Origin of the sequence: Bradyrhizobium sp. CCBAU 25338 (genome assembly GCF_028128965.1) — a bacterium.
Lineage (GTDB): Bacteria > Pseudomonadota > Alphaproteobacteria > Rhizobiales > Xanthobacteraceae > Bradyrhizobium > Bradyrhizobium liaoningense.
Genome location: NZ_LFKY01000028.1, coordinates 47,525 through 73,046 on the forward strand (window position 1 = coordinate 47,525; position 25,522 = coordinate 73,046).

Here is a 25,522-nt window from a genome sequence, read left to right on the forward strand (position 1 = left end):
GCGAGCGCCGATCCAAGACCATGGCCCCAGGGAAGTGTTTGGCGGAAACCCGTGGTTACCGGCTCGCGCCCAATCCGATCCTTTCGTTATGGATCCCGGATCGGCGCGCGCCTAAGGGCGCGCTTGTCCGGGGCGAGGGCGGAATATGCGGCGGCTTGCCGGGCATGTGATCGGGCAAGCTGTCCACCGTCGGAATTAAACGCTACGCTGGCTGTTCTCCTTCACGAACTGATACAAGCAAATCATGGCCACCGCTCCCGTACACATGCCCGAACTCGTCCGTGCCACCGGCGTGCGGCAGCTGCGGCTCATCTGCGGCGTCATCCTGTTCGCCTATGTGGTCAGCCATTTCCTCAACCATGCGCTCGGCAACATCTCGGTGGATGCCATGGAGGTCGGGGTCTACTACCATACCCTGTTCTGGCAGTTCCTCCCCGTCGCGATCGTGTTCTACGCGGCTGCGCTCACCCATATGGGCCTCGGCATCTACGCCCTGTATCAACGCCGGCAGTTCCGCTGGCGGACGATCGAGCCGCTCCAGCTGGTGCTGGGCCTAAGCATCCCCGCTCTGGTCATGGGGCACGTGGTCGGGGTGCGGCTCGGCTACACGCTGTACGATCATCAGAAGCTCTATCCGCAGGAGCTCTATCTGTTCTTCGTCGCAGCGCCGGGCCGGCTTTGGCAGATGACGATCCTGCTCCTCATTGCCTGGGTGCACGGCTGCATCGGCATCTTCTTCTGGCTTCGCCTGAAGCCGTTCTTCACGCGCGCGGCGCCCTATCTGCTCGCGGCCGCCGTGCTTATCCCGACGCTGTCGCTGCTCGGCATCTATCAGGGCGGCCGCAGCGTCGCCGTCGAGAGCGAAGATGGAGAATGGCGTACCCAGAACCTCACCCGCCGTCAGGTCGGCACGGTCGCTGAAGGCAATACGCTCGACCGCATCGCGGGCGGCCTCACCATCGGCTATTTCGGATTGCTCGCCCTGGCGCTGGTGGCGCGCGGCGCGCGGGCCTTGCGCGAGCGGCGCGGCGGCATGATCGCGCTGTCCTACGGAAACGGCAAGACGGTGCGCGTGCCAAAAGGCCTCTCCGTGCTGGAAGCGAGCCTGCGCCACAACGTGCCGCATGCCAGCGTCTGCGGCGGCCGCGCTCGCTGCTCGACCTGCCGCATCCGCATCATCGGCGACCATGGCGCCCTGCCCGAGCCGTCGCAGCGCGAGGCCTTCGTGCTCACCCGCGTCGGCACCTCCGATCCATCGATCAGGCTCGCCTGCCAGCTGCGGCCGACCGCCGACCTCTCCTTCTTCCAGCTCTTCACACCGCACACACTCTCCGCGAGTACGCAGACTTCGACGCCCGCCAGCATCGGCCAGGAGCGCTATCTCGTCAGCCTGTTCGTGGACATGCGCGGCTCGACGCAGCTTGCCGAGAAGCGGCTGCCGTTCGACACGGTCTTCATCGTCAACCGCTTCCTCGGTGCAGTCTCGCAGGCCGTCATCGAGAATGGCGGCCTGCCGAACCAGTTCGTCGGCGACGGCATGCTGGCGCTGTTCGGGCTGTCGGCCGAGCCGCGAACCGCGTGCCGGCAGGCGCTGAAGGCCGCCGCCGGAATCGCCACGCATATCGACGAGCTCAACGAGCTCCTGAGCCACGATCTTCGCCAGCCGATCCGCTTCGGCATCGGCATCCACGGCGGCGAGGTCATCATTGGCGACATCGGTTATCGCGATCACATCGTCTTCACGGCGCTGGGCGATGCCGTCAACGTCGCCGCCCGCCTGCAGGACATGACCAAGACCCTGGCCTGCGAGGCGATCGTCTCGGAGGAAATCCTCCGCACTGCGGACCTCGCCGACGACGCCCTGCCGCAGCAGGAGGCCGCAATCCGCGGCCGCGACGAGCCGATGGCGGTGCGGGTGATTGCAGATGCGCGGGAGCTGGCGGCGCTGGTGGATCGAACCGAGCGCGTCGCGGCGTAAGGCAGCCACGGCGGCAGTGCTCTCCCGCTCGCGGGAGAGGGTTGGGGAGAGGGTTGGGGAGAGGGTATCTCCACAACGGGACAATCCCCTAGAGGAGAAAGCCCTCACCCGCGCCTTCGGCGCGACCTCTCCCGCAAGCGGGAGAGGTGCACCGAGACTGCGGTTACAGCCCGGCTCAATTTCACCACGGACGTAACACCGGCCCGCTGCAACGCAGCGGCATGGGCTTGCTGCGAAAGCACCAATTGACATCATCCAAATCGTTGCGACAGATGAACGCAGGATCGCGGTGATGACCGCGATCCAACGAAAAGCTCCGGGAGGAGACCAGAATGTTCGACCGACGCGACCTGCTCAAAGGAGCGGGCCTTGCCGCCGTCGCGGCTACACTGAACTCCACCAAGGCGCTGGCGCTCGACACCGTCACCCTGCCCTTCGCCAATGGCGAACGACCGCTGGTGAAATATCCGCAGAAGCGGCCGATGATCGGCCTGACCAGCCGGCCGCCGCAGCTCGAGACGCCGTTTGCCGTGTTCAACGACGGCCCGATCACGCCCAATAACGCGTTCTTCGTGCGCTATCACCTCTCCGACCTGCCTTACAATCTCGACCCCGACAAGTTCACGCTCGAGGTCAAGGGCAAGGTCGACAAGCCGCTGAAATTGTCGCTGAAGGACATCAGGAAGATGAAGGCGACGGAGATCATCGCCGTCAACCAGTGCTCCGGCAACAGCCGCGGTTTCTTCGAGCCGCGCGTCGCCGGCGGCCAGCTCGCCAACGGCGCGATGGGCTGTGCGCGCTGGCGCGGCGTGCCACTGAAGTCCGTGCTGGCGATGGCCGGCGTTCAGAGTGGAGCCAAGCAGGTGACGTTTGGCGGCATGGACGGACCGGTCAGCGACAAGACGCCCGATTTCGTCAAGGCGCTCGATCTCGATCACGCCACCGACGGCGAGGTGATGCTGGCCTATGGCATGAACGGCGAGGACCTGCCGTTCCTCAACGGCTTCCCGCTGCGCCTGATCGTGCCCGGCCATTTCGGCACCTACTGGGTCAAGCACCTCAACGAGATCACCGTCATCGACAACATCTATGACGGCTTCTGGATGAAGTCGGCCTATCGCATTCCCGATACGCCCAACAACGCGGTCGAGCCGGGCACCGCGCCGAAGGCGACCATCCCGATCAACCGCTTCACCATCCGCTCCTTCATCACCAGCGTGCCCGATGGCGCCAAGCTGAAGGCGGGAGCTGTGACCCTGCGCGGCATCGCCTTCGACGGCGGCAAAGGCATCAAGGAAGTCCAGGTCTCCACCGACGGCGGCAAGACCTGGACCACCGCAAAGCTCGGCAAGAACCTTGGCAAATACGCCTTCCGCGAATGGAAGCTGGCGGTGAAGCTCGCCGCCGGCAACCATGAGCTCAAGGTGCGCGCCACCGGCAATGGCGGCGAGACGCAGCCGGACACGCCGCGCTGGAACCCGGCGGGTTATCTGCGCAACGTCGTCGAAATCGTCCGCGTGACGGTCGCCTGAAGGAGAATGATCATGCAGCGCACCGTTCTCCCCGCCGTCACGCTCGCCCTCGCCGCCATGATAGGTTCGGCCCTTGCCGCGCCGGTCGATTACAAGACTCCCGACGAGGTCGCCGCCTTCAAGCCCGGTCTCAATCTCGAGGTCGTGCAGGGCAATTGCAGCGCCTGCCACTCGTCCGACTACATCGCCACGCAGCCGCCGATGAAGGACAAGAAGGGCTTCTGGCAGGCCGAGGTGACCAAGATGATCAAGGTCTATGGCGCGCCGATTGACGATGCCGATGTCGGCAAGATCGTCGACTATCTGGCTGCGACGTATTGACGGATGAGGAAACGCGTACGGACATTTGACCGCGAAACGGGCAAAACCGGCAAAAACGCCGCGAAGTTGAGCGCAATTCAGCGAAATGCCGATGTGGTTTGAGCTACCAAGCCTGCCACATTCCGCGTATCCTATAGGACCGAACCGGCCGGTTGGCGGGGACTGGCGGTTCGCGATCTCGGAGGAAGACCCGCGGAGAAGTCGTGATGGCTAAAGGTACGGTCAAGTGGTTCAACCCGACGAAGGGTTATGGATTTATCCAGCCTGCGTCGGGGGGCAAGGATGTGTTCGTGCATATCTCGGCAGTGCAGAAAGCCGGTCTGTCCACCCTCAACGAGGGACAGACGGTGGAATACGAAGAGATCGCAAACCGGGGCAAGACCTCCGCAGAAAACCTCAAAGTATAAGCCCGCCAGCTATTGCTGCCTCCTGGGACCAATCCGGGAGCCGGGCCAAGAAAATTTAGAAGACGGCCAGTGCAGTCGACGACAGGCGTTGCGATTGCACGGGGATGGTTATTTTTCCTTGGAAGACCGCTTGTCCACGCCACAGCAATGACAATCGCGACGGCATGTCGTCAGCCTACCGGCAACGGTGCGTCGCGCTTGATCTCCTCCATCACCGCATAGGTCCGCGTCTCGCGCACGCCCGGCATCGACAGCAGAGTCTCGCCGAGAAAGCGTCGATAGGCGGCCATGTCCGCAAGCCGCGCCTTCACAAGATAGTCGAAGCCGCCGGCAACCATGTGACACTCCAGCACCTCGGGCGCGAGCTTCACCGCGCGCGCAAAGCGCTCGAAATTGTCGGGCGTGGTCTTGTCGAGCAGCACCTCGACGAACACCAACAGGCCAAGACCGAGCCGGTGCGGGTTGAGCCGCGCGCCATAGCCTTCGACAAAGCCCTCGCGCTGCAAGCGCTTCAGCCGTTCGCCGATCGACGTCGGCGACAGCCCGATACGCTCGGCGAGCTCGACATTGGCGATGCGCCCATCCTCCTGCAAGATCGAGAGGATTCTGCGGTCGATTCGATCAAGTTCCATATTATATCTATCAAAAGCGATGATGATCTTCATTTTCTAAGGCACTTCGACTAATTTGTCTATCGAACTACGGTAACGTGGGCCTTATCCTGTAAATCAGCCACAGGACACGCCATGCCGAACACCCCGCCTCCCTTCTCCGCTCCTTACGCACCCGACGACACCGAGATCGCCGCGCGCCTCTTGCCGGCGTCGCAGCTGTCCCCGCCGCAGGACGCGCGGATCGACCGCACCGCGACGCGGCTGATCGAGGCGATCCGCAAGCGTGACGACCGGCTCGGCGGGGTCGAGGACATGCTGCGGGAGTTCGCGCTCTCGACCAAAGAGGGGCTCGCGCTGATGGTGCTGGCCGAGGCGCTGCTGCGCGTGCCGGACGCGCGCACCGCCGACCAGTTCATCGAGGACAAGCTCGGCGAAGGCGACTTCATCCACCACGAGACGAAGTCCACCGCGTTCCTGGTCAACGCCTCGGCCTGGGCGCTCGGCCTCTCGGCGCGCGTGATCCAGCCCGGCGAGACGCCCGACGGCACCATCGGCCGACTCGTGAAGCGGCTCGGCGCACCGGCCGTGCGTACCGCGACGCGCCAGGCGATGCGGCTGATGGGCAATCATTTCGTGCTGGGCGAGACCATCGAGCAGGCGCTGGAGCGGGGCCGGCCGCGCTCCGGCCAGAAGACGCGTTATTCCTTCGACATGCTCGGCGAAGGCGCGCGCACCGCGGCGGATGCGAAGCGCTACTTCGACGCCTATGCCAGCGCCATTGAAACGATCGGCAAGGCGGCAGGCAACCATCCCCTGCCCGACCGGCCCGGCATCTCCGTCAAGCTCTCGGCGCTGCATCCGCGCTTCGAGGCGATCAGCCGCGGCCGCGTGATGGCCGAACTGGTGCCGCTGCTGCTGGACCTAGCACAGCGCGCCAAGGCCCATGACCTCAACTTCACCGTCGATGCCGAAGAGGCCGACCGTCTGGAGCTGTCGCTCGACGTGATCGCGGCCACGTTGGCCGATGCCTCGCTTGCCGGTTGGGACGGATTTGGCCTGGCGATCCAGGCCTATCAGAAGCGCGCCGGCGCGGTGATCGATTATGTCGATGCTCTTGCCCGCGCACATGATCGCAAGCTGATGGTGCGGCTGGTCAAGGGGGCCTATTGGGACACGGAGATCAAGCGCGCGCAGGAGCGCGGGCTCGGCGGCTATCCCGTGTTCACGCGCAAGGCGATGACGGATCTGAACTACGTCGCCTGCGCGACGAAGCTGCTGGCCTTGCGGCCCCGCATCTTCCCGCAATTCGCCACCCACAACGCGCTGACGGTCGCGACCGTGCTGGAGCTCACCGCCGGCAGCGGCGGCTTCGAATTCCAGCGCCTGCATGGCATGGGCGAAGCGCTGTACGAGCAGCTGGCAAAAGATCACCCGGACATCGCCTACCGCACCTACGCGCCGGTCGGCAGCCATCGTGATCTGCTCGCCTATCTCGTGCGGCGGCTGCTCGAGAACGGCGCCAACTCCTCCTTCGTGGCGCAGGCCGCCGACTATCGCGTGCCGGTGCCTGCGCTGTTGCAGCGTCCGGCAGATGCCATCGTCCGGCCGCAGGCGGCGGCCCATCCAAAAATCCCGTTGCCTTGCGATCTCTTCGCGCCGGAACGGCGCAATTCGCGCGGCATCGAATTCGGCGAACGTGCCGCGCTCGACCGGTTGCTGACCGACGTCAAGGCCGAGACGGCCCGCCTCGAGCCGATCGCGGATGCCACGCCGGATCAGGCCAATGCGGCGGTCGCCGCGGCACGCGCCAGCTTTGCCGCCTGGAGCCGCACGCCGGCAGGTGTGCGCGCGGCGGCGTTGGAGCAGGCCGCGCATCTGCTGGAGAGCCGCGGCGCCCACTTCATCGCGCTGCTGCAAGCCGAGGGCGGCAAGACGCTCGACGACGCGCTGTCGGAGCTGCGCGAGGCCGCCGACTTCTGCCGCTACTATGCCGCACAGGGCCGCAAGCTGTTCGGGGTCGAGGCTGCCATGCCGGGCCCGACCGGCGAGAGCAATGCGCTCGCCATGCGCGGCCGCGGCGTGTTCGTCGCGATCTCGCCCTGGAATTTTCCGCTGGCGATCTTCCTGGGACAGGTCACGGCAGCGCTGATGGCGGGCAACAGCGTTGTTGCGAAGCCCGCCGAGCAGACGCCGCGCATCGCGCGCGAGGCCGTGGCCCTGCTGCACGAGGCAGACATCCCCAAGAGCGCGCTGCACCTCGTCACCGGCGATGGCCGCATCGGGTCCGTGCTGACCGCGCATGCGGATATCGCGGGTGTCGTCTTCACCGGCTCGACCGAGGTGGCCCGCAGCATCAACCGGACTCTCGCCGCCAAGGACGGGCCGATCGTGCCGCTGATCGCGGAGACCGGCGGCATCAACGCGATGATCGCGGATGCCACCGCGCTGCCCGAGCAGGTCGCCGACGACGTCGTGACCTCGGCCTTCCGTTCAGCCGGCCAACGCTGCTCGGCGCTCCGGCTGCTGTTCGTGCAGGAGGACGTCGCCGACCGCATGATCGAGATGATCGCTGGCGCCGCGCACGAGTTGAAGATCGGCAATCCCTCAGACGTCGCAACCCATGTCGGGCCGGTGATCGACGAGGACGCCAAGCAGCGCCTCGACGTGCACATCGCGCGGATGAAGCACGAGGCGCGGCTGCACTTTGCAGGCCACGCGCCGGACGGCTGCTTCGTCGCGCCGCACATCTTCGAGCTCAGGGAGCCCGGTCAGCTCACCGAGGAGGTGTTTGGCCCGGTCCTCCATGTCGTACGCTATCGCGCCGAGAACCTCGAACGCGTCCTGCAGGCGATCGAGCGCACCGGCTACGGGCTCACCCTCGGCGTCCATTCCCGCATCGACGACACGATCGAGGCGATCATCGATCGCGCCCAGGTCGGCAACATCTACGTCAACCGCAACATGATCGGCGCCGTGGTCGGCGTGCAGCCCTTCGGCGGCAACGGCCTGTCCGGAACCGGTCCCAAGGCCGGCGGCCCGCACTATCTGCCGCGCTTTGCCACCGAGCAGACGGTGACCATCAACACCGCAGCAGCCGGCGGCAATGCTGCCCTGCTTGCGGGAGAGGAGTGAGGCCCTGCACCCGGCGCCGTTGCATCCAGCCGAAACATCGGTCTAATGCTCGATGATGCGCCCGCGCCAATTCCAGCGCGCGGGAAACGACAAGAGCGAGGGAGCAACGCCGCGATGGACAAGGGCATTTTTGCGGGACTGAAGGTTCTGGACTGCGCCAGCTTCATTGCAGCGCCCGCGGCCGCGACCGTGCTGTCGGATTTCGGTGCCGACGTCATCAAGATCGAGCCGCCCGGCGCTGGGGACCCCTACCGCAATCTGCCGAACCTGCCGGGCTATCCGACCGGCGAGCACAATTTCGCCTGGCTGCTGGAAGCCCGTAACAAGAAGAGCATCGCGCTCGACCTCTCCAAGTCGGAGGCGCAGGCGGTGCTGTACAAGCTGGTGGCGGAGGCCGACGTCTTCATCACCAACATGCCGCCGCCGGTGCGCGCCAAGCTCGGCATCACCTACGACCATCTCGCCCATCTCAACGACCGGCTGATCTATGCGTCCTTCACCGGCTATGGCGAGAAGGGTGAGGAGGCCAACAAGCCCGGCTTCGACAGCAACGCCTATTGGGCCCGGTCGGGCCTGATGGACCTCGTCCGCGCCGACACCGACACCACCCCGGCGCGTTCGGTCGCCGGCATGGGCGACCATCCCTGCGCCATGGCGTTCTACGGCGCCATCGTCACTGCGCTCTACCAGCGCGAGAAGACCGGCAAGGGCTCGCACGTCGCCTCAAATTTGATGGCGAACGGCGTATGGGCGGCGAGCGTTCTGGCGCAGGCAAAGCTCTGCGGCTCCAAGTTCGGCGAGCGGCGGCCACGCGAGCGCGCGCTGAACGCGGTCGCCAACCATTATCAGTGCAAGGACGGCCGCTGGCTGATCCTGTCGCTGCTCAACGAGGAGAAGCAGTTTCCGACGCTGGCCCGCTGCCTCGGACGCGAGGATTTGATCAACGATCCCCGCTTCGCCACCAAGGCCGACCGTCACGCCCGCTCGGTCGAACTGATCAAGATTCTGGACGACACTTTCGCGACCAGGAATCTCGCCGAATGGCGGGAGATCCTCGACGGCAACGGCCTCGTGTTCGGCGTCGTTGCCATTCTCGACGACATCCCGACCGACAAGCAGATGCTCGACAACGAGGTGCTGGTGCCGTTCGAGAACGACACCATGCTCACCATCAACAGCCCGATCTGGATCGACGGCGCGAAGAAGGTGCAACCGCGCAAGCCGCCCGCCGTCGGCGAGCACAGCGACGAAATTTTACGTGGCGCGGGATATGACGAGGCGGCGATCAAGCAACTGCGGTCGAACGGGGCGGTGGGATAGGCCGGCGCGCCGGCGCTACTTCCGCGCGATCAAGCCGCTCACCAGCTCCAACAGCTCCGCCTTCGCCTCACGGCGGAAGCCGGCTCTGGGCGTGGCGAGCTGGCGAAAGAGCAAGCCAATCAGCGCCGAGACGAACAACTCGGCGTGGCGGCGTGGGTTTCGTGACTTCGCAGCTTTCAGCGCAAGCTCCGCACTCTGCCGCCACGTGTCAAACCAGTCGGCGACCACGGGCCGATAGTGCTCTTGCCGCGCGGCGGCCAGGAAGGCCTCATAGCAGGCGATATGCGTCTCGGCTTCTGTGCTGAGCTCGCGGACGTAGAAATCGACCAGCGCGTCGATCCAGGCCTCAACCTCGAACGCCTTGTCCTGAAGGCTGAGAGCCAACGCACGCAGCCTGCCGACTTCGCGCGCCAGAGCGAACTGCAGGGCCGCCTCAACCAGCGCATCACGGGTTCCGAAATGATGCGTGACCGCACCGAGCGAAACCCTGGCCTCGGCCGCGACCGCCCGGTGGGTCACGCCGTCAAGTCCATGTCGCCCGATGATGCGCAGCGTTGCCTGCATCAGGGGCCGCTCGCGCTCGCCCGACTCTGTTTTTGAATCCCTGCTCATCCGGCCCAGCATCCAGCTCTTGACCCGCGACAGAACAAATGTTCTGTTGTACGGATCATATGTAATATGATTGTCCAGGCCCCCGAAGGCAAGGAGCGTTCAATGCCCAGCTACCGCCTCCACTATTTCCCCGAGTCAGGCAACAGCTACAAGCTCGCGCTGATGCTGACGATGTGCGGCGAGCGGTTCGAACCGGTCTGGACCGATTTTGCCGGCGGCATCACACGCACGGCGGAGTGGCGCAAAGCCGTGAACGAAATGGGCGAGATTCCCGTGCTCGAGATCGACGGCGTGAAGATGACGCAGACGGCGCCACTCCTGCTGCAGCTTGCGGAGCGGTATGGCCGCTTCGGCGCCGAGAGCGCCGACGAAGAGTTCGAGCTCTTGCGCTGGCTGTTCTGGGACAACCACAAGCTCACCGGCTACATGGCGACCTATCGCTTCATGCGCGCCTTCACCGAGAAAAACGATCCGCAGGTGCTGAAGCATTTCCGCCGGCGGCTCGAGGATTTCCTCGGCATCCTCGATGGACACCTCCAGCACAATGACTTCGCGATCGGGGCGAAGCCGACGGTCGCCGACATCTCGATGATGGCCTATCTGCACTATCCGAGCGATGAGCACGGCTTCGATTTCGCGGCGAGCCATCCCGCCATCCACGCCTGGCTCGGCCGCATGGCCGCGCTGCCCGGCTGGAAGCCGGCCTATGAGCTGCTGCCGGGCAAGCGGATGACGAACTACGCGAAGTGAGAGCGCTAGCGCCAAAGCCTCAGCGCCGTCATGGCCGGGCTTGTCCCGGCCCATCCACGATCTTGAGCGTGGATACGAGAACGTGGATGCCCGGGACAAGCCCGGGCATGACGAAAGAAAGCGGAAGTTACCGCAGCGACAGCCAGCCGAGCGTGAACAGAATCCCGCCGATGATGACGGCCGCCGCGACCGCCCAGGTGCTGACGCGGACGCTGCCGGTGACCTGCTTGGCTTCCTCATTGCGCGCGATCTCGCGATTGCGCTCCTTGTTCGCCTCGCTGGTATTCGTCATGAATCATCCAAATCGCTTGTTGGTTTAACGCGTCTTGATGAAGCACATGCCGATGCGGCGCGAGGCCGCGGCAGCCTGACAGGTGAGACCGTTAGCACAGCTCCATGACGGAAAACTCTTGTCCGGCGTTCCCGATCCCTCATCTTGCAGGGAACAATGCGCGCCCCAGCCGTCCTGATATTCGGTGCCGGCGAGTTCCTTACCTCCGCGGGTCTGCGGCCGGCTGGCAAATCCGCGTGAGAAATCAGGCCGCTTGCCGGCGGCGAACGCGGTCAGAATGTCGCGGCGGCGGAGCTGGTCGCCGAAAAAATGCGGCGAGGCCGGCACGATGGCGGAATTGGACGGCCTGTCCGCGAGCCAATCGACGCCAGGGAAATGAAAGCCGCCGATGCCGCGGGTCTGGTGGCAGCCGGCGCAGGTGACGTCGTTGAGGCGGCGCTGGAAACCGGCGACCGAGCGGACGTTCTGCATGTCGATGCCGCGTGCCGCCGCCTGCTTCAGCGCGCTGACCACGTCGCCATCGGTGAAGACTGGATCTTCGCTACCCTCTCCTTGCATCATGCCGAACTCGGGCTGCAGCGCCGAGGCATCGAGGCCGGCGGGGGTCGGCACCACCGCGGCCCTGGCCAGGAATTTCTCCGGGATCAGCACGGTGCCGCGATCGAACTCGCGCAAATGATCAGGCGCGAGCAGCCAGGCCTTGAAGTCGCGCCGGAGCGCATCGTCAACGAGAATCCTGTCGCGGTCGATCTGGTTCTCCAGCGTCGATTCCTCGAACGTCTTCGTGGCGGCGTCGTACTTGAACACCTTGAGCAGATAGTCGGAGCGGAAATCGTGCAGCGCCGATTTCGGCGCGACCGAGACCTGGATGTTGGTCTCGATCCGGTCGAGCATGGCGTCGTCAGGCGAGAAGCGACTGCCGATCAGCCCTTGCCAGTCGCCATTGTCCAGCCAGCGCCGCGCGACCTCGGCGCAGGTGATCGGCCTGCCGTTTCCATCCGTCTGGCGCGCGTCGCGCGCCTTCATCACGAGGTTGAGCGTCATCGGCAGGCGCGTTGCGGTCTTGCCGCCATCCGGCCTGCTGTCGAAACGCGCGAGACGGTAGACCAGCCGGATCTCGCCGCAGGACTCCTCCGACACATAGGCGCGGTCCATGCGGTTGACGATCCCGGCCAGCACGAACCGCGTGTCGCGGGACTTCAGATTGGCCCGATCGAACAATTGCACGTCGAAGCCCTCGCCGACGCCGATGGTCTCGGTTGGATATGTCGCCATGTACCGCGCGATGTAGCGATCGAATTCAGCATCGATCGCCGGCGGAATCTCTTTCAGCTGCGGCAGCGACGCGAACATCAGGTCGGTCGTGAGCGGGGCGTCCGCGTTCCGCTCCGGCGAGAGCAGACGCGAGATCGTCAGCGTATTGTTCTGGTCGAGCTTGCGCAGGAGATCGGGATCGGTGATCACCGTACCGCGCGTCAGCGCAGTATCCTCCGCTGCGAATAGCGAAACGACGCCGCCTAGCAATACGGCGGCAGCAATGAGAATTCGCAACACGCGGCTCATGCCTCAGGTAACACCGCGCAGGGACGCCTATTCAAGTAAAAAGGCGCCTCACATGGTAGTGAAGCGCCTTTTCGAAAGTCGATATCGAACGCTCAGCGCGACACGATCAGGCCCCTGCTGGTGACGACCACCCAGCGGCCGTCCTGACGGCGGATCGCATCGACGCGGCCGACGCCGGGGATGGGATCGCCGGGGTAGACCTCGTAGAGCCCGTCGCGGCCCTCGATCAGCGCACCGCCATTGCCGGCATTGCGCAGCCTCCAGCCTTCGATCGTCGGCAGACGTCCGACCTCGGTCTTGGGCGCGGCAGGCGCCGGTGCCGCTGCGGCGGTCGCAACCTGGGTCGGCGCGATCGAGCCGGTGGTCTCCCTGGCGGGAGCTGCTGCAGCCTGCGCGGAAGCTGCGGGCGGCGTGGCGCGGAGCTTGTCGACGGTCTCGGACAGTTTTGCGATCTTGGCCAACGGCTCGGCCTGCGCCTTCTCGAGCTTGTCGAGGCGGTCGTTGGTCCGGTTGAACTGGCTGACGCCGGTTTTCGAGCTCTGCTCGACATTGGCCTTCAGCGCGACAAGGTCGGCATCGATCCGGGCGACCGAAGCATCCAGCGCGCTGGTGTCGGCGACCTGCACCGGCGCCTGGGCCGGGGCGGCGAAACGCATCATGCCGGCGGTCGCAAGCGCCCCGCTGATCGCGCCGACGCAGGCGGCGATCGCCACCACCGCGGCCATCGCGGACAAGCGGCGCTTGCCGCCGGTCTCGCGCGGCTCGTCCGCCTTCACATGGGGGGCGAAGTCCTCGCGGTCCCAGGACCGGTCCGAGGGCGCCATGACGATCAGCTTGCCCGGCTTTGGCTCGGGTTCGGCTTTCGCTTCGAGTTTCGGCACGTCGATCCGCGGCGGCTCGACTTTGGGAGCATCCGCCTTGACCGGATCCGGCTTGGGCGGCGCCTCGTGGTCGGGGGCGATCGAGGGGGCGTCGATACCGGCGGCAGCCTCGACGGTCTGCGGCGCTGCGTCAACAGCACCGGAATCCTGGGCAGCCTGGTCGGGCATTGATTCGCTCACGGCTCAAATACTCCAGTCTGGATTGACCTTTTGGTAACTTTCATTGCTTGCGAAATCCTTACCTTCGGACCCGCTTACCGAAACTTTAGGAATTGATCCGGGGCCGAATTGGGCCGGGAAAATGGAACCGGCGTGGCGGGTGTGAAACAATTTGTAACCAGGGGAAGATGAACGGCGGCGCAACGCCCGGCTGTCGCCCTTCGAGCCTCGTCCCGCTTGAGCCTCAGGGTAATTGTGATGGAGCGAATGCCCGCTGCCTCCACATCGTCACTACGACGGAGGGGCCGCCACCTGCAGTCCCACATCACAGTCCGTCACATCACCACCGGCGCATCCGGCAGCTCGTTCGATGGCGGGCCCTGCGGCGGGAAATGCCGCGCCAGCTCGCGCGACACCGCCTCGATGCCGCCGATCACGCCGCGCTCGAACCGGCCCGACCTGAACTCGGCCTCCATTGCGCGGCAGATGCTCTCCCACCCCTCTGCGCCAACCTTCGAATCGATGCCGCGATCGGCGACGATCTCGACGTCGCGGTCGGCGAGCAGCAGATAGATCAGGACGCCGTTGTTGTGCGCGGTGTCCCAGATACGCAAGAGCGAGAACACGTCGAGTGCGCGCTCGCGCGCCGGCTGGTTGCGGAACAGCGGCGCGCCGTCAAGCGCGCCTTCGACGACGAAGCGGACCTGACCGGAATGGGTCGCCTCGCCGCGCTTGATCGCCTGCTCGATGCGCTCGAGTACGGCTTGCGGGAAGATCTGCTTCGCCCGCCAATGATGCTGCACGAGATGCCTGGCAATGCGCTTGATGCTCATGATCGCTACCAGCTCCCCGAGGCGCCGCCGCCGCCGAAACTGCCCCCGCCGCCGCTGAAGCCGCCGCTACTCGACGATCCGCTGCTCCATCCGCCCGAAGAGCCGCTCGACCACGAGCTGCCGCGCGAGCGGCCCGTGCTCGGCGTCATCGCCGAAAACAGATCGGCGACAAATCCGATGATGAAGCCGAGGGCGCCGAGGGCCGCGGCGAGCGCGGCGGAGCCGAGAATGAGCCAGGTCAGCGCGGCAATGATGCCTCCGGTCACCAAGGATCCGAGCAGCCGCCCCAGCACGGCCCGGAAGAACCCGCCGACCCCGATCGAGGCGAACAGCGTCACGATGAATAGCGGCGCGAGGTCGTCCAGATTGCCGAAATGGACGGTCGGCGAGGGAACCGGCAGCGGCTCGCCGTCAATCACCCGGATCATCCGATCGACGCCGTCGGAGATGCCGCCGGCAAAATCGCCTGTCCTGAATTTCGGTGTGATGACCTCGTCGATGATGCGCCTCGACGTGACGTCGGTCAGCGCGCCTTCGAGGCCATAGCCGACCTCGATGCGCAAGTGCCGGTCGCTCTTGGCCACGACGAGGATCGCACCGTCGTCGACCTTCTTGCGGCCGATCTTCCAGGCCTCCGCGACCCGGATCGAGAATTGCTCGATCGTCTCCGGCTGCGTGGTCGGGACGATCAGGACCGCGATCTGACTGCCCTTGCGGTTCTCGAAGTCAAGCAGCTTCTGCGACAGCGCCGCGATGTCGCCGCTCGAGAGCGTGCCGGTCTGATCGACGACGCGGCCGGTGAGTTGGGGCACGGCGACGTCGGCGCGGGTGGGGAGCGCGAAGGCAAGGAAGAGTGCGATAGCGAGGACGCATGAGGCCACCACTGAATACGCCCGCCACACACTCGGTGTCATCGCCCGCGAAGGCGGGCGATCCAGTATTCCAGAGGTCGCCCTGCTTGAACCGTGAAGCCGCGGCGTACTGGATTCCCCGCCTGCGCGGGGAATGACGGCGGTGATTGAGGCTTGTCGCATTCGCAAAACGGCGCGCGCTTACTTCGATGGCGCCGGGGCCGGGTTGAAGTCCACCTTCGGCGCGGTCGAGATCGCCTTCTCGTTCTCGACCGAGAAGTTCGGCTTCTCCTTGTAGCCGAACGCCATCGCGGTGAGGTTGCTCGGGAATGAGCGGATGGTGACGTTATACTCCTGCACCGACTTGATGTAGCGGTTGCGCGCCACCGTGATCCGGTTCTCGGTGCCCTCCAACTGCGACATCAGATCCTTGAACAGCGCGTCGGACTTCAGTTGCGGATAGTTCTCGGTGACGACCAGCAGCCGCGACAGCGCGCTGGAGAGTTCGCCCTGGGCCGCCTGGAACTTCTGGAACGCGGCGGGATCGTTCAGCACCTCGGGCGTCGCCTGGATGCTGCCGACCTTGGCCCGGGCGTTGGTGACGCCGAGCAGCACGTCCTTTTCCTGCTGGGCAAAACCCTTCACCGAGTTGACGAGGTTGGGCACGAGATCGGCGCGGCGCTGATACTGGTTCACGACCTCGGACCAGGCAGACTTGATCTGCTCGTCCTCACTCTGGATCGCGTTGTAGCCGCAATTGGTCAGGCTCAGCGAGGCCAGCGCCGCCAGCACGGTCAGGATCTTGCGCATCAAATTTCTCCCGGTGGAATCTGACGCAAACTACCAGATCGAGCACGCGACGCCAGCTTCCCAACGTCATTCCGGGGCGATGCGCAGCATCGAACCCGGAATCTCGAGATTCCGGGTTCGCTTCGCGCCCCGGAATGACAGCGACAAACAGTTGCGACGGCAGCTCCAGCCGGCTGACGCAAGCCTCTTGCCTATCGCAGGCCGACATAGTCAACTCCGGCAAAACAAAAGCGGAAACGCCGGAGGAAACGCCATGTCCTCGTTCGAGACCATCCTCGTGGAGAGGCCGGATCCGGCGATCACCCGGGTCGTGATGAACCGGCCCGAGGCGCGCAATGCGCAGAACCTGCAAATGACCTATGACCTCAATGCCGCTTTCGACGCAGCGGTGCAGGACGATGCAGTCAAGGTGATCATCCTGGCCGGCAATGGGCCGCACTTCTCGTCCGGCCATGACCTGCGCCCCGGCGCGAAGAATGCCGCAGGCGTCGATTTTCCTCCGATCGGACATTGGGGCGGCTTTGGCGAGGCGGGCGCCCATGGCCGCTTCGCGCGCGAGCAGGAAATATATCTCCAGATCACGCGGCGCTGGCGCAACCTCGCCAAGCCGACCATTGCCGAGGTACATGGCAGGTGCATCGCCGGCGGGCTGATGCTGGCCTGGGCCTGCGACCTCATCGTCGCCAGCGACGACGCGCAGTTCTGCGACCCCGTCGTCACCATGGGCGTCTGCGGCGTTGAATGGTTCGTGCATCCCTGGGAACTCGGCCCGCGCAAAGCCAAGGAGTTCCTGTTCACCGCCGACAGCTGGAGCGCGCAAGAGGCGCACCAGCTCGGCATGGTCAACCAGGTCGTGCCGCGCGCGGACTTGTCATTGCGCGTGCTCGAGCTGGCGCGCCGGATCGCGGCAAAACCGTCCTTCGCGCTGAAGCTGACCAAGGAAGCGGTGAACCGTTCGGTCGACGTGATGGGCCAGCCGGCCGCGATCGACCAGGCTTTTGCGCTGCACCAGCTCTGCCACGCCCATAATCTCCAGGAGTTCGGCATGATCGTCGATCCCTCCGGACTGCATCCCTCCGTGCGCAAGCCGCCGGCGGCCGCGGAGTAAATACGATGGACCTCAACCTCAGTGACGAGCAAAGATTGCTGCGTGAAAGCGCGGATCGCTTCGTGGCCGAGAGCTATGATGCCGATCACCGCCGCAAGATGGCGAACGACCCACTCGGCTTCAGCCCTTCGGTGTGGAAGCAATTCGCCGAGCTCGGCTGGCTGGCGCTGCCGCTTCCCGAAGAGTTCGACGGGCTCGGCGGTGGCGCGGTCGAGATCGGCATCTTGATGGAAGCCTTCGGTCGCGGGCTGGTGTCGGAGCCCTATGTCGCAACCGCGGTGCTAGGCGCGGCGCTGATCGCGAGATGCGGCACCATCGAGCAGAGACAGGCGAGCCTGCCCAAGGTCGCGGATGGATCACTGAAGCTTGCCTTTGCGCATTCCGAGCGCGCGGCACGGTTCGATCTTGCCAAGGTCACGACCAGCGCCAACAAGACGGCGCAAGGCTGGCGCCTCGCCGGCAGCAAGGTCGCCGTGCTCGACGGACACGCCGCCGACCAGATCATCGTCTCCGCGCACATCCATGACCATCGGGGGCCGTCGGGGCGGATCGGCCTGTTCCTCGTGCAGGCGACGACGCCGGGCCTCGTCATCAGCGATTATCCGCGTCTTGGCGGCGGACGTGCCTGCAACATCGAGCTGTTCGACGTGCATCTGCCGGAAGACGTCCTGCTCGGCGACGGCAGCGATGCTCTGCCGGCGATCGAATGGGCCGTCGACCGCGCCATGGCGGCACTGGGTGCGGAAGCCGTCGGCATCATGCAGACGCTGCTGGACACGACGCTGGAATACACCAAGATCCGAAAGCAATTCGGCCGGCCGCTCTCCGCCAATCAGGTGATCCGCCACCGCCTCGCCGACATGGCGATGCAGGTCGACGAGGCCCGCTCGATGGCGCTGCGGGCCGCGTTGAAGGTGGATGCTGCGCCGATCGAGCGTGCCCGGGCGGCGTCGGGCGCGAAGGCAAAAATCGGCAGATGCGCGCGCTTCGTCGGCGAGCAGTCGATCCAGCTCCATGGCGGCATGGGCGTCACCGAGGAGCTCGAGGTCGGCGCCTATTTCAAGCGGCTCGTCGCCTTCGACACGCTGTTCGGCGGCAGCGCGCATCATTATGGCCGCCACGCCCAGCTGAGCCGCAGGGCCGTCTCGGCCTGACACAAGGAGCGCATCATGGACCTCTCGTTCAATGCCGAGGAGCGTGCCTTCCAGGACGAGGTGCGCGGCTTCATTGCGAAGAACCTCACCGAGGAGATGAAGCGCGCGACCGCGCTGACGCCGTCGGTGTTCTCGGACCCCGACATCGGCATGGCCTGGCAGCGCGCGTTGCACCGCCAGGGCTGGGGCGCGCCTGGCTGGCCGGTCGAATATGGCGGGCCGGACTGGACGCCGGCACAGCGCTGGATTTTCGAGACCGAATGCGCACGCGCCGGCGTGCCAATGTCAACGTGATGGGCGTGAAGATGGTCGGGCCCGTCATCATCGGCTTCGGCAGCCCCGAGCAGAAGGACTTCTACCTGCCGCGCATTCTCTCCGGCGAGGACTATTGGTGCCAGGGCTATTCCGAGCCGGGCTCCGGCTCCGACCTCGCCTCGCTGAAGACCCGCGCGGTGCGCGACGGCGACGACTACATCATCAACGGCACCAAGATCTGGACCACGCATGCCCACCACGCCAACCGCATGTTCGCGCTGGTGCGCACCAGCGACGGCCCGCGGCAGCAGGACGGCATCAGCTTCATCCTGATCGACATGAAGACGCCGGGCATCACCACGCGCCCGATCCTCACCATCGGCGGCGACCACGAGGTCAACCAGGTGTTCTTCGACGACGTGCGCGTGCCGGTCGCCAACCGCGTCGGCGAGGAAGGCAAGGGCTGGACCTACGGCAAGTATCTGCTCGAATTCGAGCGCGGCTCTGGCATTGCCTCGGCCAAGCTGCGCGAAGGGTTGAAGGCGATCGCGGATCTTGCCGAGTCGGATCTCACGGGCCGCGCGATCGACAGCCCCGATATCGCGACGCGCATCTCCGAGGTCGAGGTCGACATCGACGCGCTGGAGATGACCGAGCTGCGCGTGCTCTCGGCACTGCAGACCGGGCAAAATCCCGGCGCGGTGTCGTCGATCCTGAAGCTGCGCAACAGCGAGATCCGCCAAGCCGTGACGCGGCTGGGCGCCGACGTGATCGGCCACGACGCCCTCGCCGTCGAGCCGATGCGCCCGCTGTACAAGCTCAACCACGAGCCGGCGACTCCCGAGGAGATGCTGACGGTGATCCCAGAATATCTCAACGGCCGCGCCTACACGATCTTCGGCGGCACGTCAGAGATCCAGCGCGACATCATCGCGAAGATGATGCTGGGGATCTAGCTGGGCTGGCGCTCCACCCTCCGCCGTCGTCCCGGACAAGCGCAGCGAAGCGGAGCGCAGATCCGGGACGACAGCGGAGATTGGAACGACAAGGAGTTAACCCGCCGCCTTCGCGTCCCGGATCGCCTTCCAGATCTTCTGCGGGGTCAGCGGCGTGTTGAGCTGGGTGATGCCGAGCTCGGCGAGCGCGTCCATCACGCCGTTGGTGACGCAGGGCGGGCCGCCGATGGCGCCGGATTCGCCGCAGCCCTTGGCGCCGAGCGGGTTGGTGCGGCAGGGCGCGGAACCGTCCAGCGTCACCTCGATCGGCGGAACGTCGTCGGCGCGCGGGATGCAGTAGTCCTGGTAGCTCGCGGTGAGGAGCTGGCCGTCGGCATCGTAGGACACGCCTTCGTATAGCGCCTGGCCGATACCCTGCGCCACGCCGCCGTGGATCTGCCCCGTCACCAGCATCGGGTTCACGGCGACGCCGACATCGTCGACCGTGGTGTAGCGCACCACCCTGGACACACCGGTCTCGGGGTCGATCTCGACCTCGCAGATATGCGTGCCGTTCGGCCAGCTCGGACCGTCGACCTCACCTTCGGAATCGACGCTGAGCTTGGCGCCGCTCTCCTTTTCGGCGAGATCGAACAGGCTGATGCGACGGTCGGTGCCGACCACGGTGAGCATGCCGCCCTGGTACTCGATGTCCTCGACCGAGGTCTCCAGCACGTTGGCCGCCTTCTCGCGCGCCTTCTGGATCAGATCATTGGAGGAGACCGCGACCGCTGTGCCGCCGACGAACAGCGAACGCGAGCCGACGCTGCCGAAGCCCATGGCGAGATCGGTGTCACCCTGGACCACGTCGATCTTGTCCATGGGAATGCCGAGCGTGTCGGAGATCATCTGGGTGTAGGTGGTCTGCAGCCCCTGCCCCATCGCCATGGTGCCGGAATGCAGCACGACGCGACCTTGCGAGGTCGCGTGCAGGCTGACCTTCTCGGTGTGCGCGCGACCGCCGGTCCACTCGATGTAAGAGGTGAGTCCGCGGCCGTAGAGCAGGCCCTTCTTCTTCGCCGCCTTCTTGCGCGCGGCAAAGCCGTCCCAGTCGGCGAGCTTCACGGCGCGGTCGAGCATGTGGGCGAAGGCGCCGGAGTCGTAAACCTGGCCCGCCGCATTCGTGTACGGCAGCTGCGCCGGCTTGATGTAATTGGCCTTGCGGATCGCGCGCGGATCCATGCCGATCTTTCGCGCAGCCGCGTCGAACAGACGCTCGACGATGAAGACAGCCTCGGGACGGCCCGCGCCACGATAGGCGCCCACCGGGGCGGTGTGGGTCATCACCGACTTCACCTCGAAGTGCACCAGCGGCAGATCGTAGACGCCGGTCTGCACGAAGGGCCCGAGCACCAGCGGGATGATGTTCGCCGCACCCGAGGAATAGGCGCCGGTGCAGCCGATCGACTTGACGCGATAGGCCAGCACCTTGCCCTTCTCGTCCAGAGCGAAGGACGCCGTGGACGTGAGATCGCGGCCGTGCGTGCCGCCGACGAATTCGTCGGTGCGGTCGCCGCGCCAGCGGATCTTCTTGTTCAGCTTGGTCGCGGCGTAGGCGACGATGCCGTCCTCCGGATAGAGGTTGGTCTTCTGGCCAAAACCGCCGCCGATGTCGCCGACCAGCACGCGCACACTGTCCTTCGGACGTTTCAGCACGGCTTCCGCCAGCACGTCGCGGGTCGAGGCCGGGGTCTGCGACTGCACATGCAGCAGGAGACGGCCGGACTTCTTGTCGATCTCGGCAATAGTCGAACGCGGCTCCATCGCGGAAGGCACGAGGCGTTGGCTGACGAGATCGAGCTCGACGGTATGCGCGGCCTTGGCGAAGGCCTCGTCCACCTTGGCCGCATCGCCGTAGCTCATGGCACCGACGATGTTGTCGGGCGCCTCCGGCCACACCACGGGCGCGCCGGGCTTCACGGCCTCGACGGGATCGACCACCGCGGGCTGAACGTCGTACTCGACGACGATCGCTTCGGCGGCGCTCTGCGCCTCCACGCGCGATGAAGCCACCACTGCCGCCACGGCCTCGCCAGCATAGCGCACGATCTCGTGGGCCAGCAGCCGGCGCGGCGGCACGGTCATCGGCTTGCCGTCGGGGCGCTTGAAGATGTTGAGCGTCGGGATGCTGCCGATGTCGTCCTTGACGAGGTCGGCGCCGGTGTAGATTGCGGTGACGCCGGGCATTCCGGCCGCGGCGCTGGTGTCGATCGAGACGATCTTCGCGTGGGCGTGCGGCGAGCGCAGCACGTGCAACCACAGCGCGTCGTCCGCCGGCTTGTCGTCGATGAACTGCCCCTTCCCGGTGAGCAGCCTCTGGTCTTCCAAACGCTTGACGGGCTGGCCCGCTCCGAAACGCAAATTGCCGGGAAGAATGTTCATTATGTCCTCGATATCCGGAAAACGACCGCGGCGGTTTTAACCGATTTTGCGGGCCAGACAACCGAGCCGCGGCACATCTGCAATGCGTGCCGCGCCGCTTTTAGCCGGGCAAATCGCGGGTTAGGAACGTTCGATGTCGATGATGCCCACATTCACGTCACGGGTGTCCGAGCCCCGCTTGACCGTGAGGCGAACGGTCTTCCCGGCGCCGGCCTGCTCCAGCGCATCGGTCAGGTCGGAAAGGCGCCGCACCGGCTTGCCTTCGACAGCGGTGATGATGTCTTCAACCGCTCCAGTCGAAAGGTTGACACCGCGAATCCCCGCCCGCTCGGCAGGACTACCGGGGGCCGTCCGCACCACGATCACCCCTTCGACGCCAAGCCGGGTCGAAACATCCTCGCCGGCGGCTACGATGCCGATGCCGGGTGTCGGCACGCGCCCGTTGCGAATGAGCTCGGGCACAATCCGGTTCACGACGTCGACCGGGACCGCGAAGCCGATGCCGGCGTTCGAACCGGACGGCGATATGATCGCCGTCGTAACGCCGATCAGCCGGCCGGCGGAGTCCAGCAACGGTCCGCCCGAATTGCCCGGGTTGATCGCGGCATCCGTCTGAATGACGTTGGCAATCTCACGGCCGCCATGGGTCGGAAGCCTGCGCTTGAGCGCGCTGATGATGCCGCTCGTCATCGATTGGTCCAGTCCGAACGGATTGCCGATCGCGAAGGCGGATTGCCCGACCTTCAGGTCGCTCGAACTGCCGAGAGCCACCGGCGGCGGAAGCTCGCGCACGCTGCGGATCCGCAGCACCGCAAGATCGTAATTGGGAGCCGTGCCGACGAGGTCGACCTGGGCCACCTCTCCCGAGGCAAAGCGCACGGCGATCTCGCCGCCACTGGCGACGACGTGATTGTTCGTCACGAGATGCCCGTCGCGATCCCACACGAATCCCGTGCCGGAAGAGCCGCCCTGGCCTTCCTCACCCATGAGAGGATTGGCCGCGGATTTCACCGCCACCTGGACGACCGAAGGAGACACGCGCTCGAAGATTTCGATGGTCGCCTTTTCGCCATCGGACAGCGGACCGCGCTGCTCGACCGCGCGTGCGGAGGGCGCCGCCCATGGGACAGGGACATGCAGGATCTTCGCGGCAGTGACGGCAAGCAGCAGGGCGGCGAAGGCTGCCGCGGCAATCGCGTAGCGACGATTCATCGGTGACCACCGTCTCCAGTGCTGAATGCGGCCTTGGGATGCATATGCATGGGGTGACAGATCCGGCTTACGCTGCAACGTCGCAAACGAACGGAAGTTTCCCGGTTGGGCAGGTAAGGGCTTTTCTGGCTCATGCACGGGTGCCGGGGCATATTGCCGCGTAGTAAACAGCTAGGTCAGCTCGCGCAGCGCCATTTCCACGACCTTCCTTGCCTCGGCCGTGAGCGGCACCTGCGGCGAGACGGGATCGCCGACGTCGTAGCCCTGGATCGAAAGGCCCGCCTTGATGCAAGCGGCGAGGTTGAAGCGGGCGAAAGCTTCGTTGATGCGCCACAGCCGGCGCTGCAGCGCCATGGCCTCGTCCCACCGTCCGGCCTTGCAGAACTCGTAGAGTGCGACGCTCTGGCGCGGAATGATGCAGGCCGGTCCCGCCATCCAGCCGCGGCCGCCGATCAGCATCACTGCGGCGGGGATATGGGCCGAGGCGGAGAAGACCCGCAAGGCATCGCCGCAGCGGTTCATGATCGAGAGCAGCCGGCCGGTGTTGGTCGAGGCATCCTTGATGTAGCCGATGCGCGGATGTTCGGCGAGGCGCGCAATGACGTCGAGGGTGAGATCGGAACGCTGAAATTGCGGATTGGTGTAAATGACAACGGGGATGTCCACGGCATCGGCGATGGCGCGGAAGTAAGATTCGACCTGGGCGTCGGCGAGTGGGAAATAGGCTTCCAGGATCGCCAGGATGCCGTCGGCGCCGAGCCTCTGGCAGGCTTTCGCCTGCGCCACCGCATCCGCCGTCGAGGTGGACGCAACGCCTGCGATGACCGGCACGCGGCCCTGCGCGGCTTCGATCGTGGTCTGCACGATCGCCGTGCGTTGCTCGGCGTTGAGATAGGCGAATTCTCCGGTCGAGCCCAGCGGCGTCAGGCCGTGCACGCCGGCGCCGATCAGGTCGTCGCAGAGCTTTGCGAGCACGTTGGTCCGCACCGTGCCGTCGGCATCGATGGGCGAGACGAGATAGGGAAAGACACCGTGGAATTCGGACATGTAAGGTGCATTCGGGACATCAGGCCGCCATGGCGCCCCTCAATCGCTGCTAACACGGGGCAAAATCGCCAGCAAGCCTGTGCATTGACGACTTTTTAAGGACGTTGCGCAGCAACGATCGTCTCGTGTCCCTTCCCTACCCCTTATTAGGAACAAGCAGAGATGGTGCCGGCCATGACTCTGACAATGTTGTCCAGATTCCTGCATCCCGATCCGCGCATCCGGCGCGAGCTCGTGGATCTCCTGTACACGTCGCTTCCGCAGGTGTCCGCCATTGGCGTCACGTCGGTGACGGGCGCGGCCGCGCTGACGCTCATGAGCGGCGATACCGGCTATGCCGTGATCTCGGTCTTCATCTTCATCACGGCCGCAGCCCGCATCGCTTCCCTGTTCCGCTACAAGTCGCGCGCTGCGCAATTCTCCGATGCCGACGTGATCCGCTGGGAAGGGCTCTACGGCGCCGGCGCGTCCGCCTTCGGTCTTGCGCTGGGCATGTTGTCTTATCGCGCGCTCCAGCTCGACGACGGACCCGGCGCCTGGATCGCATTCGGGCTTTCGATGTCCTTCTGCGTCGGCATGGTCTCGCGCGCGGCGATCCGACCCTGGATCATCCTGACCACCGCCGCGGTGCTGTTGATGCCGACCATCCTGGCCGGCCTGCTCCGCCCCGAGCTCGCCTACAAGCTCGGCGCGGTCATGCTGGTGTTCTTCTGGCTCACATTGCGCGAGGCGTCCAAGCATCTCAGCGCCGCCTTCGTCGAGCGGCTCGAAGCAAAGCACCGGCTGGCGCGCCAGGCGACCCACGATTTCCTGACGGGATTGCCGAATCGCGCCGCGTTCTTCCAGGCGCTGGCGGAGACGCGCGGAAACTTCGCCATCATCGCCATCGACCTCGACGGCTTCAAGCCGGTCAACGACCGCCACGGCCATCACGTCGGCGACGATCTGTTGCGCCAAGTGGCGGAGCGGCTGTCGTTCTGCATCGGCGGGACCGGACTTGCCGCGCGCTTCGGCGGCGACGAGTTCATGATGCTCAAGCCGGTTGCCGCAGGCGAGGACGGCCGCGAGGAAGCACTCGCCCTGGCGCGCCGGGCCATTCTCGATCTTTCGATCCCGTTCCTGCTGACCGACATTCCGGTCCGCATCGGCGCGAGCGCAGGAATTCTCGTCAGCGCTGGCGCCGCAACCGCCGGTGCGACGGCGCAGCTTCTCGAGCAGGTCGACCGCGCCCTCTACGCAGCGAAACGTGCCGGAGGCAGCCGCTGCGCATGGGCGGATGAGGACATCCGCCTCGAACGCGCAGCAGGCTGAAGC

General features: G+C 65.5%; 21 protein-coding genes and 1 pseudogene. 11 read left to right on the top strand and 11 right to left on the bottom strand.

Going from position 1 to position 25,522, the window contains the following annotated elements:
• Positions 1-244 precede the first annotated feature (244 nt).
• The 4 genes from ACM42_RS09810 (at position 245) to ACM42_RS09825 (ending at position 4,238) form a co-directional block, all read left to right on the top strand.
• Complete coding sequence (locus ACM42_RS09810; protein ID WP_271527727.1) at positions 245-1,978, top strand: adenylate/guanylate cyclase domain-containing protein; 1,734 nt, start codon at positions 245-247, stop codon at positions 1,976-1,978.
• A 332-nt stretch (positions 1,979-2,310) separates the two neighbouring features.
• Positions 2,311-3,510, top strand: coding sequence for a SorA family sulfite dehydrogenase catalytic subunit (sorA, locus tag ACM42_RS09815; RefSeq protein WP_271527728.1), 1,200 nt, complete (start codon positions 2,311-2,313; stop codon positions 3,508-3,510).
• Positions 3,511-3,522: 12 nt separating this feature from the next.
• Positions 3,523-3,831: a SorB family sulfite dehydrogenase c-type cytochrome subunit gene (gene sorB, locus ACM42_RS09820; protein ID WP_271527729.1), complete on the top strand. Its 309-nt coding sequence runs from the start codon at positions 3,523-3,525 to the stop codon at positions 3,829-3,831.
• A 206-nt stretch (positions 3,832-4,037) separates the two neighbouring features.
• Positions 4,038-4,238, top strand: a complete 201-nt coding sequence (locus tag ACM42_RS09825; RefSeq protein ID WP_008563500.1) for a cold-shock protein — start codon at positions 4,038-4,040, stop codon at positions 4,236-4,238.
• Between the two features lie 170 nt (positions 4,239-4,408).
• On the opposite strand, the gene ACM42_RS09830 is transcribed toward ACM42_RS09825, so the two are convergent.
• Positions 4,409-4,870 carry an Lrp/AsnC ligand binding domain-containing protein gene (locus ACM42_RS09830; RefSeq protein WP_028182007.1) on the bottom strand — a complete coding sequence of 154 codons (462 nt, stop codon included), beginning with the start codon at positions 4,868-4,870 and terminating at the stop codon, positions 4,409-4,411.
• A gap of 114 nt (positions 4,871-4,984) precedes the next feature.
• Between ACM42_RS09830 and putA the strand changes: the two genes are divergently transcribed.
• A complete protein-coding gene (gene putA, locus ACM42_RS09835) occupies positions 4,985-7,984 on the top strand; it encodes a bifunctional proline dehydrogenase/L-glutamate gamma-semialdehyde dehydrogenase PutA (RefSeq protein WP_271527730.1) in 3,000 nt (999 codons plus the stop codon).
• 114 nt (positions 7,985-8,098) lie between these two features.
• Entirely contained in the window at positions 8,099-9,304 is a 1,206-nt protein-coding gene (locus tag ACM42_RS09840) for a CaiB/BaiF CoA transferase family protein (RefSeq protein ID WP_271527731.1), read from the top strand.
• A gap of 15 nt (positions 9,305-9,319) precedes the next feature.
• Here the strand turns inward: ACM42_RS09840 and ACM42_RS09845 are convergent, their stop codons facing one another.
• The gene (locus tag ACM42_RS09845; RefSeq protein ID WP_271527732.1) at positions 9,320-9,928 is read right to left on the bottom strand and encodes a TetR/AcrR family transcriptional regulator; all 609 of its coding nucleotides are present in this window, start codon (positions 9,926-9,928) and stop codon (positions 9,320-9,322) included.
• 90 nt (positions 9,929-10,018) lie between these two features.
• On the opposite strand from ACM42_RS09845, the gene ACM42_RS09850 reads away from it, so the two are divergent.
• Positions 10,019-10,666 (top strand): glutathione S-transferase family protein, encoded by a 648-nt coding sequence (locus ACM42_RS09850; protein WP_271527733.1) that lies wholly within the window; start codon positions 10,019-10,021, stop codon positions 10,664-10,666.
• A 127-nt stretch (positions 10,667-10,793) separates the two neighbouring features.
• Here the strand turns inward: ACM42_RS09850 and ACM42_RS09855 are convergent, their stop codons facing one another.
• The 6 genes from ACM42_RS09855 to ACM42_RS09880 all read right to left on the bottom strand — a co-directional run bounded on the left by ACM42_RS09855 (position 10,794) and on the right by ACM42_RS09880 (position 16,055).
• Positions 10,794-10,958, bottom strand: coding sequence for a hypothetical protein (locus ACM42_RS09855; RefSeq protein WP_271527734.1), 165 nt, complete (start codon positions 10,956-10,958; stop codon positions 10,794-10,796).
• Between the two features lie 24 nt (positions 10,959-10,982).
• Positions 10,983-12,521, bottom strand: a complete 1,539-nt coding sequence (locus ACM42_RS09860) for a hypothetical protein (RefSeq protein ID WP_271527735.1) — start codon at positions 12,519-12,521, stop codon at positions 10,983-10,985.
• A 92-nt stretch (positions 12,522-12,613) separates the two neighbouring features.
• The gene (locus ACM42_RS09865; RefSeq protein WP_271527785.1) at positions 12,614-13,570 is read right to left on the bottom strand and encodes a hypothetical protein; all 957 of its coding nucleotides are present in this window, start codon (positions 13,568-13,570) and stop codon (positions 12,614-12,616) included.
• A gap of 326 nt (positions 13,571-13,896) precedes the next feature.
• Positions 13,897-14,394 carry a TPM domain-containing protein gene (locus tag ACM42_RS09870; protein ID WP_271527736.1) on the bottom strand — a complete coding sequence of 166 codons (498 nt, stop codon included), beginning with the start codon at positions 14,392-14,394 and terminating at the stop codon, positions 13,897-13,899.
• A 5-nt stretch (positions 14,395-14,399) separates the two neighbouring features.
• The gene (locus ACM42_RS09875) at positions 14,400-15,308 is read right to left on the bottom strand and encodes a TPM domain-containing protein (protein WP_271527737.1); all 909 of its coding nucleotides are present in this window, start codon (positions 15,306-15,308) and stop codon (positions 14,400-14,402) included.
• Positions 15,309-15,446: 138 nt separating this feature from the next.
• The gene (locus ACM42_RS09880; protein ID WP_271527738.1) at positions 15,447-16,055 is read right to left on the bottom strand and encodes a LemA family protein; all 609 of its coding nucleotides are present in this window, start codon (positions 16,053-16,055) and stop codon (positions 15,447-15,449) included.
• A gap of 253 nt (positions 16,056-16,308) precedes the next feature.
• Between ACM42_RS09880 and ACM42_RS09885 the strand changes: the two genes are divergently transcribed.
• From ACM42_RS09885 to ACM42_RS09895, 3 genes and pseudogenes are all read left to right on the top strand, one after another.
• Positions 16,309-17,163, top strand: a complete 855-nt coding sequence (locus tag ACM42_RS09885; RefSeq protein WP_271527739.1) for an enoyl-CoA hydratase — start codon at positions 16,309-16,311, stop codon at positions 17,161-17,163.
• 5 nt (positions 17,164-17,168) lie between these two features.
• Positions 17,169-18,317, top strand: coding sequence for an acyl-CoA dehydrogenase family protein (locus ACM42_RS09890; RefSeq protein ID WP_271527740.1), 1,149 nt, complete (start codon positions 17,169-17,171; stop codon positions 18,315-18,317).
• Positions 18,318-18,332: 15 nt separating this feature from the next.
• A pseudogene (locus ACM42_RS09895) lies at positions 18,333-19,528 on the top strand (acyl-CoA dehydrogenase family protein).
• A 96-nt stretch (positions 19,529-19,624) separates the two neighbouring features.
• Here the strand turns inward: ACM42_RS09895 and ACM42_RS09900 are convergent.
• The 3 genes from ACM42_RS09900 to ACM42_RS09910 all read right to left on the bottom strand — a co-directional run bounded on the left by ACM42_RS09900 (position 19,625) and on the right by ACM42_RS09910 (position 24,208).
• Positions 19,625-21,949, bottom strand: coding sequence for a xanthine dehydrogenase family protein molybdopterin-binding subunit (locus tag ACM42_RS09900; protein WP_271527741.1), 2,325 nt, complete (start codon positions 21,947-21,949; stop codon positions 19,625-19,627).
• Positions 21,950-22,069: 120 nt separating this feature from the next.
• A complete protein-coding gene (locus ACM42_RS09905) occupies positions 22,070-23,161 on the bottom strand; it encodes a S1C family serine protease (RefSeq protein WP_271527786.1) in 1,092 nt (363 codons plus the stop codon).
• A gap of 171 nt (positions 23,162-23,332) precedes the next feature.
• Positions 23,333-24,208 (bottom strand): dihydrodipicolinate synthase family protein, encoded by an 876-nt coding sequence (locus tag ACM42_RS09910; protein WP_271527742.1) that lies wholly within the window; start codon positions 24,206-24,208, stop codon positions 23,333-23,335.
• Between the two features lie 174 nt (positions 24,209-24,382).
• On the opposite strand from ACM42_RS09910, the gene ACM42_RS09915 reads away from it, so the two are divergent.
• Positions 24,383-25,519, top strand: a complete 1,137-nt coding sequence (locus ACM42_RS09915) for a GGDEF domain-containing protein (protein ID WP_271527743.1) — start codon at positions 24,383-24,385, stop codon at positions 25,517-25,519.
• The last annotated feature ends 3 nt before the right edge of the window (positions 25,520-25,522 follow it).